General features: G+C 66.7%; 16 protein-coding genes and 1 tRNA gene. 11 read left to right on the forward strand and 6 right to left on the reverse strand.

The features are described 5' to 3' along the window. Positions 1–434: 434 nt before the first annotated feature. The gene (locus OG921_RS06605) at positions 435–1,688 is read left to right on the forward strand and encodes an APC family permease (RefSeq protein ID WP_266111650.1); all 1,254 of its coding nucleotides are present in this window, start codon (positions 435–437) and stop codon (positions 1,686–1,688) included. A 10-nt stretch (positions 1,689–1,698) separates the two neighbouring features. Here OG921_RS06605 and OG921_RS06610 read toward each other — a convergent pair whose 3' ends face one another. From OG921_RS06610 to OG921_RS06620, 3 genes are read right to left on the reverse strand one after another with little or no spacing between them, the layout of a single operon-like run. Further along, positions 1,699–1,971 (reverse strand): hypothetical protein, encoded by a 273-nt coding sequence (locus OG921_RS06610; RefSeq protein ID WP_266111545.1) that lies wholly within the window; start codon positions 1,969–1,971, stop codon positions 1,699–1,701. A gap of 11 nt (positions 1,972–1,982) precedes the next feature. Beyond that, a complete protein-coding gene (locus tag OG921_RS06615; protein WP_266111546.1) occupies positions 1,983–3,161 on the reverse strand; it encodes an acyl-CoA desaturase in 1,179 nt (392 codons plus the stop codon). Positions 3,162–3,205: 44 nt separating this feature from the next. Beyond that, entirely contained in the window at positions 3,206–4,312 is a 1,107-nt protein-coding gene (locus tag OG921_RS06620; RefSeq protein ID WP_266111547.1) for a ferredoxin reductase, read from the reverse strand. A 170-nt stretch (positions 4,313–4,482) separates the two neighbouring features. On the opposite strand from OG921_RS06620, the gene OG921_RS06625 reads away from it, so the two are divergent. From OG921_RS06625 to OG921_RS06655, 7 genes are all read left to right on the forward strand, one after another. Then, positions 4,483–5,157 (forward strand): TetR family transcriptional regulator, encoded by a 675-nt coding sequence (locus OG921_RS06625; protein ID WP_266111548.1) that lies wholly within the window; start codon positions 4,483–4,485, stop codon positions 5,155–5,157. A gap of 82 nt (positions 5,158–5,239) precedes the next feature. Further along, positions 5,240–5,725 (forward strand): hypothetical protein, encoded by a 486-nt coding sequence (locus OG921_RS06630; protein WP_266111549.1) that lies wholly within the window; start codon positions 5,240–5,242, stop codon positions 5,723–5,725. A 28-nt stretch (positions 5,726–5,753) separates the two neighbouring features. Continuing rightward, the gene (locus OG921_RS06635; RefSeq protein WP_266111550.1) at positions 5,754–6,314 is read left to right on the forward strand and encodes a PadR family transcriptional regulator; all 561 of its coding nucleotides are present in this window, start codon (positions 5,754–5,756) and stop codon (positions 6,312–6,314) included. Next, positions 6,311–8,338 (forward strand): NADPH-dependent 2,4-dienoyl-CoA reductase, encoded by a 2,028-nt coding sequence (locus OG921_RS06640; RefSeq protein ID WP_266111551.1) that lies wholly within the window; start codon positions 6,311–6,313, stop codon positions 8,336–8,338. Before OG921_RS06635 ends, OG921_RS06640 begins: the two co-directional genes overlap by 4 nt. 26 nt (positions 8,339–8,364) lie before the next feature. After that, positions 8,365–9,168 (forward strand): mycolate reductase, encoded by an 804-nt coding sequence (gene cmrA, locus OG921_RS06645; protein ID WP_266111552.1) that lies wholly within the window; start codon positions 8,365–8,367, stop codon positions 9,166–9,168. 57 nt (positions 9,169–9,225) lie between these two features. Further along, entirely contained in the window at positions 9,226–9,876 is a 651-nt protein-coding gene (orn, locus tag OG921_RS06650; RefSeq protein WP_266111553.1) for an oligoribonuclease, read from the forward strand. Between the two features lie 78 nt (positions 9,877–9,954). After that, a tRNA-His gene (locus OG921_RS06655) sits at positions 9,955–10,030 on the forward strand. A gap of 63 nt (positions 10,031–10,093) precedes the next feature. Here the strand turns inward: OG921_RS06655 and OG921_RS06660 are convergent. Continuing rightward, the gene (locus tag OG921_RS06660) at positions 10,094–10,816 is read right to left on the reverse strand and encodes a hemerythrin domain-containing protein (protein ID WP_266111554.1); all 723 of its coding nucleotides are present in this window, start codon (positions 10,814–10,816) and stop codon (positions 10,094–10,096) included. 28 nt (positions 10,817–10,844) lie between these two features. Continuing rightward, positions 10,845–11,555, reverse strand: coding sequence for a hypothetical protein (locus OG921_RS06665; protein ID WP_266111555.1), 711 nt, complete (start codon positions 11,553–11,555; stop codon positions 10,845–10,847). Positions 11,556–11,732: 177 nt separating this feature from the next. Here OG921_RS06665 and OG921_RS06670 point away from each other — a divergent pair, with 177 nt between their 5' ends. From OG921_RS06670 to OG921_RS06680, 3 genes are read left to right on the forward strand one after another with little or no spacing between them, the layout of a single operon-like run. Then, a complete protein-coding gene (locus OG921_RS06670) occupies positions 11,733–12,845 on the forward strand; it encodes a sensor histidine kinase (RefSeq protein WP_266111556.1) in 1,113 nt (370 codons plus the stop codon). Next, entirely contained in the window at positions 12,842–13,489 is a 648-nt protein-coding gene (locus tag OG921_RS06675; protein WP_266111557.1) for a response regulator transcription factor, read from the forward strand. The genes OG921_RS06670 and OG921_RS06675 overlap by 4 nt, the downstream gene beginning before the upstream one ends. Positions 13,490–13,511: 22 nt before the next feature. Further along, a complete protein-coding gene (locus tag OG921_RS06680; protein WP_266111558.1) occupies positions 13,512–14,741 on the forward strand; it encodes an MFS transporter in 1,230 nt (409 codons plus the stop codon). Positions 14,742–14,904: 163 nt separating this feature from the next. On the opposite strand, the gene OG921_RS06685 is transcribed toward OG921_RS06680, so the two are convergent. Then, positions 14,905–16,053 carry an Ig-like domain-containing protein gene (locus OG921_RS06685; protein ID WP_266111651.1) on the reverse strand — a complete coding sequence of 383 codons (1,149 nt, stop codon included), beginning with the start codon at positions 16,051–16,053 and terminating at the stop codon, positions 14,905–14,907. Positions 16,054–16,159 lie beyond the last annotated feature (106 nt).

Here is a 16,159-nt window from a genome sequence, read left to right on the forward strand (position 1 = left end):
GTGGAACGACAGCACGGCAGCCGAATTCGCCGTGGCACAGAACGCCACACTCGCGGTCGGGCGCCGCGCGGCTCAACCGGGCGCGGTCAGCCTCTCGCCGCAGACGGTCCGGGCGGCCGACGGATTGCAACGCCTCGTCCTCCCCTCGCCGAACGGCTCGACGATTGCCCACGCGCTGTCATCCGAGTCCGACGCGTGCATCGGCGCGTCACTGCGCAATGCCCGCGCCGTAGCCCAGTGGATCGCCGACAACCGGACCGATGGTGCGCGACGCCGCGGGATCGGGCCGACCGTATCCACGCACACAGACCAGCCGATACTCCATCGATTTGATTTGATGTATCCCAAAAGTGAGTCATCGGTGGTCGACGACGGGAAAGCGAGTGGGAGCAAGCGACGAGCAGTCCGGCACGGCCCCCGAAGGGAGCACCCGACTGCGTCGGCGGCTCGGTCTCACCGACGCCGTGGTGATCGGACTTGGCGCAATGATCGGCGCCGGAATCTTTACCGCACTCGCCCCCGCAGCACAGGCAGCCGGGTCCGGGTTGTTGATCGCGCTGGGCGTGGCGGCGGTCGTGGCCTACTGCAACGCGACATCGTCGGCGCGACTGGCAGCGCTCTATCCCACCTCTGGTGGGACGTACGTGTACGGGCGCGAACGACTGGGCGTCTTCTGGGGATACCTCGCGGGCTGGGCGTTCGTGGTCGGCAAGACCGCCTCGTGCGCGGCGATGGCACTCACCGTCGGAACGTACGCGTGGCCGGAACATGCGCACGCGGTGGCGGTTGCCGCGGTGGTCGCGGTGGCGGCGGTCGACTATGCGGGAGTGCAGAAGTCGGCGTGGGTGACGCGCGCGATCGTGGTCATTACCTTGGCAGTGCTGGCTGCTGTCGTGGTAGCCGCATACTTCTCCGGAACGGCCCAAATCGCGCGACTGGAATCCGGTCCCGAGATCACCACACGCGGTGTGCTGCAGGCTGCCGGATTCCTGTTCTTCGCGTTCGCGGGATACGCGCGCATCGCCACGCTCGGCGAAGAGGTTCGCGATCCGGCGCGGACGATTCCGCGCGCCGTTCCGCTGGCACTCGGCATCACGCTCATCGTGTACACGGTCGTGGCGCTCGCGGCGCTGCTGGTCCTTGGACCGCAGCGCCTGGCGGAGTCGGCCGCGCCACTGTCGGAGGCCGTGGCCGTAGCCGGGGCCGACTTCCTCGAACCCGTGGTGCGGATCGGCGCCTGTGTCGCGGCGGTCGGTTCGCTGCTGGCGCTGGTGCTAGGCGTGTCCCGGACGACATTGGCGATGGCACGGGACCGACACTTGCCGAGTGCATTGGCTGCGGTGCATCCGCGGTTCGGGGTGCCGCATCGTGCCGAAATCGCCGTTGCGGTGGTCGTCGCGGCGGTGGCGGCGACAGCGGACATCCGAGCAGCGATCGGATTTTCCTCGTTGGGAGTGCTGGTGTACTACGCCATCGCCAACGTCGCCGCGTCGACGCTCGCTGCGAGCGAGGGCCGGCCGATCCGCGCGATCCCCATTCTCGGCGTGATCGGCTGCGGGACACTGGCATTCACGCTTCCGGCAACCTCGGTAGCCGCCGGTGCTGCGGTGTTGGCGGCCGGGGCAATCGGCTACGGCGTCCGGCGCCTGCTTGCCGTATCGCGCCCGACAAGGTCGCCGGAGACGTGAACCCGTGGCATCAGCGCGAGGTGGTCCCAGAATCCTTTGACGAGGTATCCGGCTCGCCCGCACCGCTCGCGCCCGCGTCGGCCTGCTCCCACTCGCCCGAGTCTTCCCGGGCCAGTTTCGCCGCCTCGCGCATCTCGATTCCGTCGGAGATGAGATCGCCGATCTCGCGGGTGATGTCACGGACCGCGCCGGTGATGATGGTCGCGATGGAGCCGACGTGCTGCGCCGCCGACTCCGTCAGCTCCTGCACGATGTCCTTGTTGCGTTCGAATTTGCCGACCATGTGGCCACCCCTCAAGCTGCTACTTCGTTGCGCCGGGCAACGATAACACCGGGTCCGGTGCTCGGCTTGACGAGTCCGGGCGGCAGCGCGAGCTTGAAGATCTTGCCCCACACCGAGCCGACCTGCGTGAAGAACCCGCCCGTGTTGTACGGCAGTCCGTACTTCTCGCACAGCGCGCGCACCTCGGGCGCGATCTGCGGGTACCGGTGTGCCGGAATGTCCGGGTACAGGTGGTGCTCGATCTGGTGCGACAGGTTGCCCGACATGATGTGGAACAGCGGACTGCCGCTGATGTTCGCCGAGCCGAGCATCTGGCGCACGTACCACTCGCCTCGGGTCTCGTTCGCGGTCTCTTCCTCGGTGAAGGTCTGCACGCCAGTCGGGAAGTGTCCGCAGAAGATGATCGAGTACGCCCACAGGTTGCGCACCAGGTTCGCACTCGCATTGCCGAGCAGCGTGCTCACGAACAGCGGGCCCGTCAGCGCCGGGAAGATCACGTAATCCTTGACTACCTGGCGGCCGGCCTTGCGCCACCAGCCCTGCAGCAGCGGCTTGACGTCGTGCCATTTGCGCTTGCCCTGGATGACATTCTCGGCTTCCAGGTCGTGCAGCATCACGCCCCACTCGAAGAGCACCATCAGCAGGAACGCGTACGCCGGGTTGCCCAGGTAGTAGGGATTCCATTTCTGTCCTTCGTCCATCCGAAGGACGCCGTATCCGATATCGCGGTCGCGGCCGACGATGTTCGTGTAGGTGTGGTGCATGTAGTTGTGCGAGTGCTTCCACTGGTCCGCGGGGCAGACCGTGTCCCACTCGAACTCCCGGGAGTTGAGCTCGGGCTCACGCATCCAGTCGTACTGACCGTGCATGACATTGTGCCCGATCTCCATGTTGTCCAGGATCTTCGAGACCGACAACGCGCCCACCGCGGCGAGCCAGAACGGCGGCAGGAAGCCGAGGTACATCAGGCCGCGGCCGGCGACCTCGAAGCCTCGCTGCGCCTTGATGATCCGATAGATGTATTCGCGGTCCTCGGCGCCGAGATCCGCGACCACGCGGTCCCGTAGTGCGTCGAGCTCACGACCGAGTTCATCGACCTGCTCGGGGGTGAGAACCACGGGCGCCGGATCGGCGGTCTTGTCGCCGCCGGACCCGACGAAGGGAAGTATCGAGAGAGCCGAACCGAACATGTCGCGCTCCTTGGGTTTTGGGCTGGAAAATGTGGTTTGGGGTGTCAGACCTGGATCTCGACATCGCCGACCGGCGCCGAGATACAGAGCTGAATGGGTTGGTCGGGATCGGAGTCCGTCTCGCCGGTGCGCAGGTTGCGCGTGCAGCCGGAAGTCTTGACCGCGGTGCAGGAGAAGCAGATCCCCATCCGGCAGCCGTAGGTCGGCGAAAGCCCGGCTTCCTCGGCTTGCTCGAGCAGGCTGGCACCGGAGTTTTCGGCCTGCACCCCGCTGCTCACAAATCGCACGGTGCCGGTCGCATCGTCGTCGGCAATCGCGACAACCGGTGCGAATTCCTCGGTGTGCAGCCGGGACTCGATGTCGTGCTCGCGGAACTCGGTCCGCACCGCGCGCATCAACCCGGGCGGTCCGCACAGGTAGGTCTGCGCGTCACGGAACCACGGCGCCACGGTGTCGAGATGCTCGGTGCCGAAGAAGCCGTGTAGATCGCCGCCGTTGTCCTGGTCGGTGTAGGCGAGTACGACATCGACATTCGCATGTGCGGCCGCAAGTTGACGTAGTTCCGCGGCGTAGGCCACGTCCCGGTCGGTGTAGGCGTAGTGCAGGAAAGTGACTGTCCCGTCGTAGTTTTCGTCGCACAGCGTGCGCAGCATGGACAGCACCGGCGTGATGCCGCTACCGCCGCTGATCAGCAGGATGCGGTCCGGTCGGGTCTGGGGGAGAACGAACTCCCCCGCCGCCTGCGACAGGTGCACCACCAGGCCGGGCTCGGCCGCACCGAAGAGGTACGGCGAGACGACGCCACCCTCCTGCGCCTTCACGGTCAACTCGAACCGCCCGTCGCGTCGGTACTGCGAACAGGCCGGCGAGTAGCAGCGGGTGTGGCGGATGCCGTCGACGACCACACCGACGTTGACGAACTGTCCGGCGGTGAAACCGCGCCACTGCCGGGTCGGCCGCAGGGTCAGCGTGACGGTGTCGTCGGTCTGTCGCCACACTTCGGTGACCTCGGCGCGAAGTTCGCGGGCCGACATCATCGGGTTCACCAGTTCGAGGTAACGATCGAGGCTGTGCGGCGTTGCCATGGCCTCAGCGAGCCGCATCAGCCGGCTTCCGCTCGGTAGCGGTGGTTTCGGGATGGTCGTCGTCATGTAGTGCTCCTCGGATCCGGTCGCTCCGGAGGTCGAAGCAATTTCAGTGCACGTTCGTACACTGACTCAAGTGTGCCATCGGCGAGGACATGCTTGTCAACAGCAGAAACGCGTGACGCCGCTTACAGAGATATCCGAAAACGGGTGTACACCGTTGTAGACTCCCGTGTGTGACCAGGGCCAATACTGCCGACTCAGAACCGACCGGGACACGCGCGCAGCGCAAGGAGCAGACGCGACAGCTCCTTCTCGACGCGGCGCTCGAACTGAGCCGCGCCCGCGGATTCGCCGCTGTCAGCCTGCGCGAGGTTGCCCGCGCGGCCGGCATCGTGCCGACCGCATTCTATCGCCACTTCGCGACCGTCGACGAACTCGGCCTCGCGCTCGTCGACGAGGGAATCAGGGAATTACGGGTGACACTGCGCGCAGTTCGGCGCAACCCCGTGCCCGGTGACGCGGCACGCTCGATGGACGTACTCTTCGCGCACGTCCGCACCAAGCGGGAACTGTTCCGCTTCCTGTTCCGCGAGCGCTACGGCGGATCGCGCGAGGTCACCACAGCGATTGCGGCCGAGCTGCGGCTGATCGTTCGCGAACTCGCCACCGACCTGTCCCGGGTGCCCGCGCTGGACAGCTGGACCGACGACGACTTGGACATGACCGCCGGGCTGTTCGTCGCGGTAGTTCAGGACGCGATCGCCGAGTTCATCGCCGCGGGCGGCCCCGACGCCCACCTCGATGCCTACACACCCTCGGAGAAAGCGATCGTCGAGCGGACCGTGCGGCAGCTACGGCTGGTCATGCTCGGGATGGGCGGCTGGCGTCCGACCCGCGGGGGTCGTTGAGCAAGTCCGCGTAGCGCACTACTCGCGACGGCGTTGACGGTCGACGACACACTTGTTCGACCAAGTCCACGCGGGAGGGCACATGAGCGAGGTCGATGTTCTTGCGTTCGTGAAGGCGCGAATCGATGAATGCGAACGCGAAGGCCGAGCGTACGGATTCTGGCTCGCGCGCCTGAAGCGGACCAACTTGATCACCGTCCTGCTGCCCGTGACACTGTCCATGATCGCCGGCGCTGCCATCCTCGGCGATCTGCTCGGAACGTCGACGACTACCGTCGCCGGAATCGCAGCACTGCTCGGCGGCCTTCTCACGGCGGTCCACAAGGGGCTGAAATGCGAGGCGCATCAGGCCGAATGCCTGCGCCTGCAAAGCGCATACTGCGGGTTCAAAACCCGCTACGAAGCCCTGCTCGTGGCAAGTCGGGACGCACGGATAGATCGCCTCGCGGAGGTCGATCAGCAGCTTGCGCAGCTTCGCGAGAGCGTGCAGGCGACGGTGCCCGACTGGTGTCGGGCGAGATCACGCAACCGCGACATCGAGCAACGCGATATGCACCTGGTTGCATAGGCAACTCGTTGCACATAAGCTACGGCCCGTGGCACTCGAACACGCGATCCTGGTCGCCCTGAGCGAACACTCGGGCTCGGGCTACGAGCTGGCACGCCGGTTCGACAAGTCGATCGGCTTCTTCTGGGCTGCCACGCACCAGCAGATCTACCGCGTGCTCAAGCGCATGGACGACCTCGGCTGGGTCGAAAACGACAACATCGCGCAGTCCGGCCGTCCGGACAAAAAAATGTACCGAGTGACCGCCGTCGGCCGCGCCGAACTCGCCGACTGGATTGCCACGTCCAGTCCACCGGGTCCGCTCCGCGAGGAACTCGCGCTCAAGATCCGCGCAGCCGTCCATGGCGACCTGTCCGCGTTGTGCGCCGAAGTGACCCGCCACCGCGACCGGCACGCCGAACGGCTCGATGTCTTCCGCTACATGGAGAAACGCGACTTTCCCGATCCAGCTGCACTGTCCGGCACGGCATTGCACCAATATCTCGTGCTGCGCGGCGGTATCCGCGTCGAAGAAGGTTTCACCGAGTGGTGCTCCGAGGTGCTCGACGCGCTCGACCGTTCCGATCACGAAAGGGCCACGGCGCCATGACGTCCTATCCGCACTTGCTCAGTCCGCTCGACCTCGGGTCCACCACGCTGCGCAACCGCGTCGTGATGGGATCGATGCATACCGGGTTGGAGGACCGCGCCTGGAATGCGCGGCGGCTCGCCGCGTTCTACGCCGAGCGCGCCCGCGGCGGCGTCGGCCTTATCGTCACCGGCGGATACGCCCCGAATCGGGCCGGCTGGCTCCTTCCGTTCGGCGCCAAGCTGACCAATCGCACCGAGGCCTACCGACACCGAATCATCACCGACGCGGTGCACGCCGAAGGCGGCAAGATCGCCCTGCAGATCCTGCACGCCGGGCGCTACTCGTACATGCCGGGCAGCGTGTCGGCATCATCGATCAAGGCACCCATCAACCCGTTCCGCCCTCGCGCGCTGTCCGCCAAGGGTATCGAGCAAACCATCGACGACTACGCCCGGTGTGCCGAACTCGCTCGCTTCGCCGGCTACGACGGAGTCGAGATCATGGGCGGCGAAGGCTATTTCATCAACCAGTTCCTCGCCCCGCGGACCAACAAACGCACCGACCAGTGGGGCGGCAGCCCGGCGAATCGGCGCCGGATCGCGACCGAGATCGTGCACCGCATCCGAGCGAAGGTCGGCCGCGGTTTCGTGATCCTCTTTCGGCTGTCGATGGCGGACCTCGTCGAGAACGGCCAGAGCTGGGACGAGATCATCTCGCTCGCCAAAGAACTCGAAGCTGCCGGCGTGGACATCCTCAACACCGATATCGGCTGGCACGAGTCGCGGGTGCCGACCATCGTCACCTCGGTGCCTCGTGCCGCCTTCGTGAACTTCACCGCCAAACTCAAAGTTCACGTGGGGATTCCGGTATGCGCGTCGAATCGGATCAACATGCCCGAGACCGGCGAGGAAATCCTCACCCGCGGCGACGCGGACCTGATCTCGATGGCGCGCCCGCTGCTCGCCGACCCACAGTGGGTAAACAAGGCAGACCTCGATCTGGTGGCGGACATCAACACCTGCATCGCGTGCAACCAGGCCTGCCTCGACCACGCGTTCGCCAACAAAACGGTGTCCTGCCTGCTCAATCCGCGGGCGGGGCACGAAACGCAGCTACGCCTGCTGCCGACGCGACGCACCAAACGGATTGCCGTCGTGGGGGCAGGGCCGGCTGGGCTCGCGGCGGCAACGGCAGCCGCCGAGCGCGGCCATCACGTCGACCTCTTCGAAGCCGACCAACGGATCGGTGGCCAGTTCGACCTGGCCCGGCGGATTCCCGGCAAGGAGGAGTTCGCCGAGTCCATCCGATATTTCACCCGCCGCGTCGACGTCACCGGTGTACAGCTGCGGCTCGGCACCCGGGTGACAGCGGCGGAGCTGATCGAGGGCGATTACGACGATGTCGTGCTCGCGACCGGCGTGCGTCCGCGGGTGCCGAACATTCCCGGCATCGATCATCCGATGGTGCTCACGTACCCGGAGTTGGTCCGCGAGGAGCGGCCCGTCGGCAAGCGTGTTGCCGTGATCGGCGCTGGCGGAATCGGTTTCGACGTCAGCGAGTTCCTCACCGTCGACGGGTCGCCGAGCCTGAAGGTCGACGACTGGAAACAGGAATGGGGCGTCACCGAACCGGAGGTCGCACGCGGGGCGCTCAGCACTCCACAGTCCGCTCCCCCGGCCCGCGAAGTGGTTCTGCTGCAACGTAAGTCGACACCGTTCGGCAAGGGCCTCGGCAAGACGACCGGCTGGGTGCATCGCGCAGCGTTGAAAGCCAAAGGCATCGAGCAGCTCGGCGGAGTCAATTACGAGCGGATCGACGACGCCGGGTTGCACATCTCGTTCGGGCCGCGGCGTGAGCGTCCGCGGGTCGTCGAGGTGGACAACGTCGTCGTGTGCGCCGGGCAGGAGTCGGTGCGCGAACTCGCCGACGAGCTCGCTGCGGCGAAGGTGCGGGTGCACCTGATCGGCGGCGCGGACGTCGCGGCCGAACTCGACGCCAAGCGCGCCATCGCGCAGGGCACCCGCCTCGCCGCGCGGTTGTAGGCACGGCTCTCGATAGGGTGCGTGACGTGAGCTTGCCGAACCCCACCGAACATGGCCGCGCCGTCGTCACCGGAGCGTCGTCCGGTATCGGCGAGGCGCTGGCGGCCGAGCTTGCCGCGCGGGGGCACTCGCTGATCCTCGTCGCCCGCCGCGGCGAACTGCTCGATGCGCTTGCCCAGCGGCTGCACGCAGCGCACGGCGTCACCGCCGAGGTTCGTGCCGTCGACCTTTCCGCCCGCGACGCGCGCGCCGGTCTCGTCGCCGAACTTGCCGAGCGCGAGATCACGATCCTGTGCAACAACGCGGGCATCGCGACGTTCGGCCCGGTCGCGGACCTGGACCCGGGTTACGAACGCGCGCAGGTCGAACTCAATGCCGTCGCGGTGCACGACCTCACCCTCGCGGTGCTGCCGGGCATGGTCGCGCGCAAGTCGGGCGCGATCCTGATCGTCGGCTCCGCCGCGGGCAACATGCCGATCCCGAACAACACGACCTATGCCGCCACGAAGGCGTTCGTGAACTCGTTCTCCGAGTCGTTGCGTTCGGAGCTGAAAGGCTGCGGCGTCCACGTCACGCTGCTCGCGCCCGGCCCGGTGCGGACCACCGCGCCCGATCCGGCCGAGGCGTCGATCGTGGACCGCCTGGTCCCGGACTTCCTCTGGGTCGACACCGAATACACCGCGAAGGCCGCTCTGGACGCGCTCGGTCGCAACAAGATGCGCGTCGTGCCCGGCCTGCTGAGCAAGGGCATGTCCGTTGCGGGGCAGTACAGCCCACGCGCGATCACGGCGCCGATCGTCGGCAGCTTCTACAAGAAGCTGGGCGGATAGCAGCGCACGGGCCATGTCTCGCACGGACGCGGTCGGCATCTGACTACGCTGTGTCGGGTGCAGGACAAACTCGTGTGGATCGACTGTGAGATGACCGGACTGCGCCTCGACAGTGACAAGCTGATCGAGGTTGCGGCGCTCGTCACGGACGCAGACCTGAACATCCTCGGAGACGGCGTGGACATTGTGATCCACGCCGACGACACGGCGCTCGATTCGATGCCCGACGTCGTCACCGAGATGCATCGGCGTTCCGGGCTGACCGAGGAGGTGCGCCGGTCCACCGTGACCCTCGAACAAGCGCAGGAACGGGTTCTTGCCTATATCCGTGAGCACATTCCCGCCGCCGGGACCGTGCCGCTGGCCGGAAACTCGATCGCCACCGACCGGGGCTTCATTGCCCGCGACATGCCCGACCTCGACGCGTACCTGCACTACCGCATGATCGACGTCAGTTCGATCAAAGAGCTGTGCCGGCGCTGGTATCCGCGCATCTACTTCGGCCAGCCGGAGAAGGGGCTCGCGCACCGCGCGCTCGCCGATATCCAGGAGTCGATTCGCGAATTGCAGTACTACCGGCGGACGGTGTTCGTGCCCGATCCGGGGCCCTCGACGGCCGATATCGCCGCGATTGCGGCCGAGATTTCCGGCACCGCCAACGCGGCCGTGCCGGCCCCGACCGAGGGTGGACACATCGGCGCCGGCTGAGCGGGCGATTGGCACGCGAGGTAGTCGGCACGCTACTATCGAGCGCGCTGGTCGTTCCTCGCGGAGCGTCGAGCGATGGTGAGTGTAGTTCAGTTGGTAGAGCACCAGGTTGTGATCCTGGCTGTCGCGGGTTCGAGTCCCGTCACTCACCCCAGCACGAAGGCCCCGGCTGCCCGCCGGGGCCTTCGTCGTTTTGGGCGCGATCACAGCCGCGCAATCAGCAGTCGGACACGTACCGGAACGCTGCCGCGTGCCGCCGCTCGAAGCTCCGACGGCCGAGCCGCAACAGCATTCGTTCGGGCAGCCCGGCCTTCGCCAACAGGTCGTCGCCAACGGTTTCCGGCAGCCCATGGAACGCCCAGGGCACGAGCGTGCGCACCACCCGCAACGGGTACGACTTGCCGATCCCGCGCTCGATTTGCGCGTACTCCTGCGGGCTCACCACCCGCTGCACCAGGGTGAGTGCGTCCCGTTCCTCGTGTGCCATGTGGTCGGAAATGACGCCGCGTGCGACTTCGAGCCGCTGATGCAGCACATCGACCCGTTCGCGACTCGGTTGGGCCTGCACATCCTGGAATCCCGCGCGGCAAGCCGCGAGGACCGGATCGATCGCGCAGTGCTCGGCGGCCATCGCCGCGACGACGCTACGGTCCGACTCGGTCCCGCGCCGGTTCGCGGCGTCGGCGAGCACCGGCCAGTAGTGGTCGTCCTCGGCGGTGTGATGGTGGTGCAGCAGTTCGGCGAAAAGGTGCCAATAGTGCGCGAGGTTCTCCCACGTGGTGCGGTCACCGGGTGGGGTCTGCGCGGTCGCGGCGACCAGGTTTGCCAGGTCGCGCCGGATCGCGTGATGCATGACGTACATGCCGGTGTGATCGATCGGGCCCTCCGCGACACAGCACTGCCCGGGAAGTTCGACCTGTGTGGTGAAAGTGGTGTTCATTCGGATCTCCTTGGGTTTCGGTGTTCGATCAGCGGTCGGTGGTGCGCAGCCAGTGCCATGCGAGGGCGCCGATCCAGAGCTCGTAGCCGAGCGTGCTGACGGCCAGCACCGGGAACAGTCCGGCGAAGACGAGGGTGGCGCTGCCGACCAGGCCCAGCGGCAGCAGCGCGACACCGGTCCGGCGCAGCCACGGCGCGCGCCCGGTTCGGTACAGGCTCGCCACGATTGCGCCGACGAAGAACAGCCGCGGCAGCACCGAGAACGCCAGGCCGAAGGGCGCCACCGAGTCCCAGCCGGCCAGAATCCGCGGGTCGCTGCCCGCACCCGCGGCCTCGAGTGCGACGTCGTGCAGCATCCCGGTCATCGGCCAGATCAGTGCGAGCAGCGCGCCGGACGCCACTGCCACCGTCGCAAGGACTCCCGAGCTGTCCGCCGCGCGCAGCCGGGCCGCAACCACGCCGAGGAAGCCGAGCATCAGCATCCCGGCGACCATGAAGGCGAAGTTCCCGAGGCGGTACAGGTATTCCGCCGCGAAAACGTCGGTGCCGCGCTCGACCGCGGGATCGCTCGGCGAGCCACCACGGGGAAGTACGACGAGCGCCATTGCGGCCATGACCGCGAGCTGGCAGGTGGTGAACGCCAGTCCGAACCGGGCGCTGATCCGTAGCAGCCTAGTGTCGGCCGGGGATCGGTGCGGACCGCCACGAACCGGCGTCGGGTCGAGATATGTTGCGTGCATGGGTCTCTCCAGTGCGTCGAGTGTCTGCTCGGAGCGAGCGGCGTCGAATAAACGGTAGGAATTTCGGCACGGGTGACACATCGACCGCAGGCCGGATTTCGCCTCGGCCCAGGGGCTGCTGACCGCTCATCCCGCGGGATGATGACGCGACGTCGCCGACTCTCCTACGCTCACCACGTGGCGATATCCGACCGGTTGCACACCACGCCTGTGGACGCGGTGCTCGCCGTGGTGTTCGTGGTGACCGGCCTGGTCCAGGTCGCGCTCGTCCCGATCGCAGATCACGGTGCCGGACCGGTGTACGTGGTCGGTTCGATGCTGCCGCTGGCCTGGCGTCGGACGTACCCGGTGATGTCCGCGTTCGTCTCGTCGTTGTTCTGGCTGATCCCGCTCACCGGGTTTCCCCTGCTCGGGTTCGTGGCGGTCGTCCTGCAGTTCTATGCGTTGGGCTCGCGGGGCCGCCCGGATCGACTGGTGCTCGCCGTTACCGCGTGGGCGGCAATCACATCGGCGGTCGGTACATTGCTCGGCCCCGAACTCCCGGTGGCAGCAATCGGCGCGGTTCTCGTCGTGGTGGCACCGGTCGTGGCCGGCCGTCTGATGCTCTACCAGCGCCGCCGGACCGAGGAGATCAGTGCGCTCACCCGCGAGCTCAGGAATGAGCGGCTGCGTGCGGAAGAAGCCGCCGTGCTATCCGAACGTGCCCGCATCGCAAGGGAATTGCACGATGTGGTCGGCCACGAGGTGACCCTGATCGCGATTCAAGCAGAAGCCGCGGCGGCGGCATTACAGCGGTCGCCGGACAAGGCGGTCGCGCCGGTCGAGGCGATCCGCAGCACTGCCCACGAAACGATGGTGCAGATCCGGCAAGTCCTCGACATGCTCGCGCCACTGCATGAAGAGGAGGGACCCGATGATCGAGACCTCGCGAACCTCGCCGATCATGCCCGTTCTGTCGGGATCGCGAACACGCTGACGGTCACCGGCGCACCACCGCCGGAGCGTTCGCGGACCGTGTTCGCGGTCAATCGGATTGTGCGGGAATGCCTCACCAATGCCGGCCGGCATGCGCCGGGGGAACGAGTCGACATCGTTGTCGACTGGCTGCCCGATCGCGTGCAGTTGTGTTCGACCAATCGCACGACACGCTCGGCACCACTGCGGCCCGGGCGGGGCCTGTCCGGGATCCGGCACCGAGCAGAGTTGTTGGGCGGCACGTTCGAATCCCGCGTCGACCGTGGACGATTCGACGTCCGGGTCGCCATCCCGTTCGGTGCGGGCGCGTCATGACCCGGGTGCTCGTGGTGGACGACCAGGCCCTCGTCCGTCAGGGGTTACGCACCATTCTCGAACTCGGCGGCGTCGACGTAGTGGGCGAAGCGGCCGACGGCGAGGCGGGTGTGGCGGCCGCCGCCGAATTGCACCCCGACATCGTGTTGATGGATCTACGGATGCCCGGTGTCGACGGCGTCGAAGCGACGCGCCGCATCGTGGGTCTCGACAACGGCGCCCGGGTCGTCGTCCTCACGACCTTCGATCTCGATCAGCATGTGGTGGACGCACTCCGCGCGGGGGCATCGGGATTTCTGTTGAAGGACGTCACCGCCGAGGGCCTGATCGACGCCGTAGAACGCACGGCATCGGGGCAACCGGTGATCGCACCCGCGGTCCTCGCACGGATGATGGACCACTTCTCCGCGCAACCGCCGACCGAGGCGCGCACGCCACCCGGTTTCGCCGACCTGAGCGAGCGCGAACGGGAGATTCTGGCGCTCATCGGCGCCGGCCGCTCGAACACCGAGATCGCCGAGGAGCTGTTCATCAGTATGGCGACCGTCAAGACCCACATTCGCCACGTGTTCGCGAAGCTCGACCTTCGCGATCGGGCGCAGGCGGTGGTGGTCGCGCGCGACGCGGGCCTCGAACCGGGGTGATGCGGGGGGCACGATGAAACCCGTGATCAACGCCAACTTCGGGCTCTACTACGCAGGCCAGGCAACGTCGGCCATCGCGAACGGCTTCGTTCCGATCGTGTTTGCGTTCGCGGCTCTCGAGGTCGCACCATCCGGTGGTCTGATTCCGCTTGTGCTCCTCGCACTGTGGCTGGCTCGGATCCTCTTGCTGCCGTTCGCTTCCACCTTTGCGGAGAAGCACAACAAGGCTGCGGTCATGGTCGGCGCCGACGTGGCCCGATTGGGTGCCCAACTCCTGGTTGCGATCCCGTTCGCGCTCGGTGATGCAAGGTCCGGGTACATGGTGGCGTCCGCAGCAATCTACGGTGCGGGCACCGCATTCTTCGTACCGTCGAGCATCGCGCTGATGCCCAAACTGGTGCCGCGGGACGAGCTGCAACGCGCGAACGCGCTATTGGGCATGGCCTCGAATGTTGGCCTGGTACTGGGGCCGGCATTGGGTGCGACCCTCGTGGTGTGGGGCGGGGTTGCGCTCGCGTTGTTCTTCGACGTCGCAACGTTGTTCGTCAGTGTTGCGACCCTCGCCCTGCTGCGCCGACGCATCGTCGATGAACAGCACACGAAGGAGCACGACGACGGCCGGATCCGATTCCGCGACACCCTCCGCATCATCCCCGACATCCCCGGCGTGTTCGCCGTGATGGCGGTGTACGCGGGAGTTCAACTCGGGTCGGCGGCGGTCGCCGTGCTGGGGCCAGTGGTTGCCAAGGAGCACCTCGGCGGAATCGAAGCATGGTCGTCGATCGTCACCGCGATGGCCGTCGCTGCGCTTCTGGGTAGCATCGTCGCCACCCGGGTGCGGGTGCGTCGGACGGTACCGTTCACCCTCATCGCCTTCGGCGTACTGACCCCTCTGGAACTGGCGTCGATCGCCGTGCCACTCGACCTCGTTCCCATTGTGGTCACCGTGTTGGCGACGACCTTCGTCACCGAGATCGCCGGTATCGCTTTCGACGCCTACGTCCAAGCCGCCGTCCCCGAGCGCTTCCTCGCCCGGGTCGGCGCCCTGGAATCGGGACTGATCGGCGTCATGAATCCGATCGGCATAGCCATCGCGTTTCCGCTGGCATCCGCTATCGGCATTCCCGCCGTGCTCTACGGAATCGGTGTCCTCGTCGCGGTGACTGCAGCGGGCGCTGCCCTCGTGATGGCGCTCCAGACGGTCGACGTCGCGCTGGATGCGGAGCCGGCGGCGGTGGATCTCCAGGGGTAGCCCGGGACCAAGCCGTGCACGAACTGGCCCTGCTGGCCCGCGGGTACCGCCGAACAGGTGATCAGCACGAGTTGCCCGTCGGCACCGGAGGATGCGCAACCGCTCGTCACCGCTGGCGACGGGATCCCGGCAGCTCGCTCGTCGAGCGGTTACGCAGCGTCCCCTAGCTCTGGTTCGCGTTCCCCGCTCGCCAATCCGCCCACGGAATGTTCCAGTCACCGAGGCCGTCGAGCCCGGACAACGTGCCGCCGACCGTGTTCTTCACGATCACGATGTCGCCGCGCTTGATGTTGTCGTAGACCCAGATCGCGTTCTCGGGGCTCAGGTTGAGACACCCGTGGCTGGTGTCGGATGAGCCCTGCTGACCCACCGACCAGGGCGCGGAGTGCAGGAAGACCCCGTTGTAGGACATCCGGGTCGCATAGTCGACGGGCGTTTTGTAGCCGCCCGGCGAATCGACCGGCACGCCGTAGGTGGACGAGTCCATGATGATCCGGTCGTGCCGCTCGGCGATGATGTACACGCCGTTGTCGGTCGGCGTGTCGGACTTGCCCATCGAGGTCGGCATCGTCCGTTCGACCACGCCGTTGCGCTCGACGGTGACCTGCAGCGTGTTGTCGTCGGCGGTGAGGATGACCGGGTCACCGATGCCGAAGTTCATGTGTGCGTCCTCGGAACCGTAGAGGCCCTGGCCGAGGTCGATGCCGTACACGTTCACGTTCACGTCGACCCGTGTGCCGGGTGCCCAGAAGTGCTCGGGCCGCCAGCGCACCTCCTTCGAGCTGATCCAGTAGAACGCCCCCTCGACCGGCGGATCGGTCACGACCTTGATCGCATTCTGTGCGGCGATCCGGTCCGGGATGGCCTCGTCGAACTGCACGGCGACCGGCTGGCCGATGCCGACGATCGCCCCGTCGCCCGGCATCAGATACGGCTTGGTCAGGTTGTCCGGCACGCTGGTGGTGAACGATGCATCGTTGACTGCAACGCCGCTGAGCCCGAACGCCTCGGCGTGCAGCTGGTACTGCCGGTTGTAGCCCAATGATTCGGTGCTGCGCCACGACAATCCGTCCGGTGCCATCGCCCCCGCGACCGGCACATTGTCCGGTGTGGTCAAGTTCACCGAGCCGAGCTTCCCGTCGACCACCGTCACGGTGACCGGCACGCTCGGGGAGATGCCGATGTCGCCGTTGTTGACGGTGGCGGTCAGCTTCGGCTTCATCAACTCGGTAAGCGGGTTCGAATCGATCGGCACGGCAGGCGCGGACTGCTCGGCGGAGTCTCCGAACGAGCACGCCGACAAGCCCAGCATCAGCACGGATACCCCCACGAGGATCCGTGCCCACACCGAATGTCGCCGGAAAGCGCGATCGTTCATACGGCAACTCCACTTCGGCGGTCCCAACCGTTCGAGAACG

This window comes from Aldersonia sp. NBC_00410 (assembly GCF_026342035.1).
GTDB lineage: Bacteria > Actinomycetota > Actinomycetes > Mycobacteriales > Mycobacteriaceae > Aldersonia.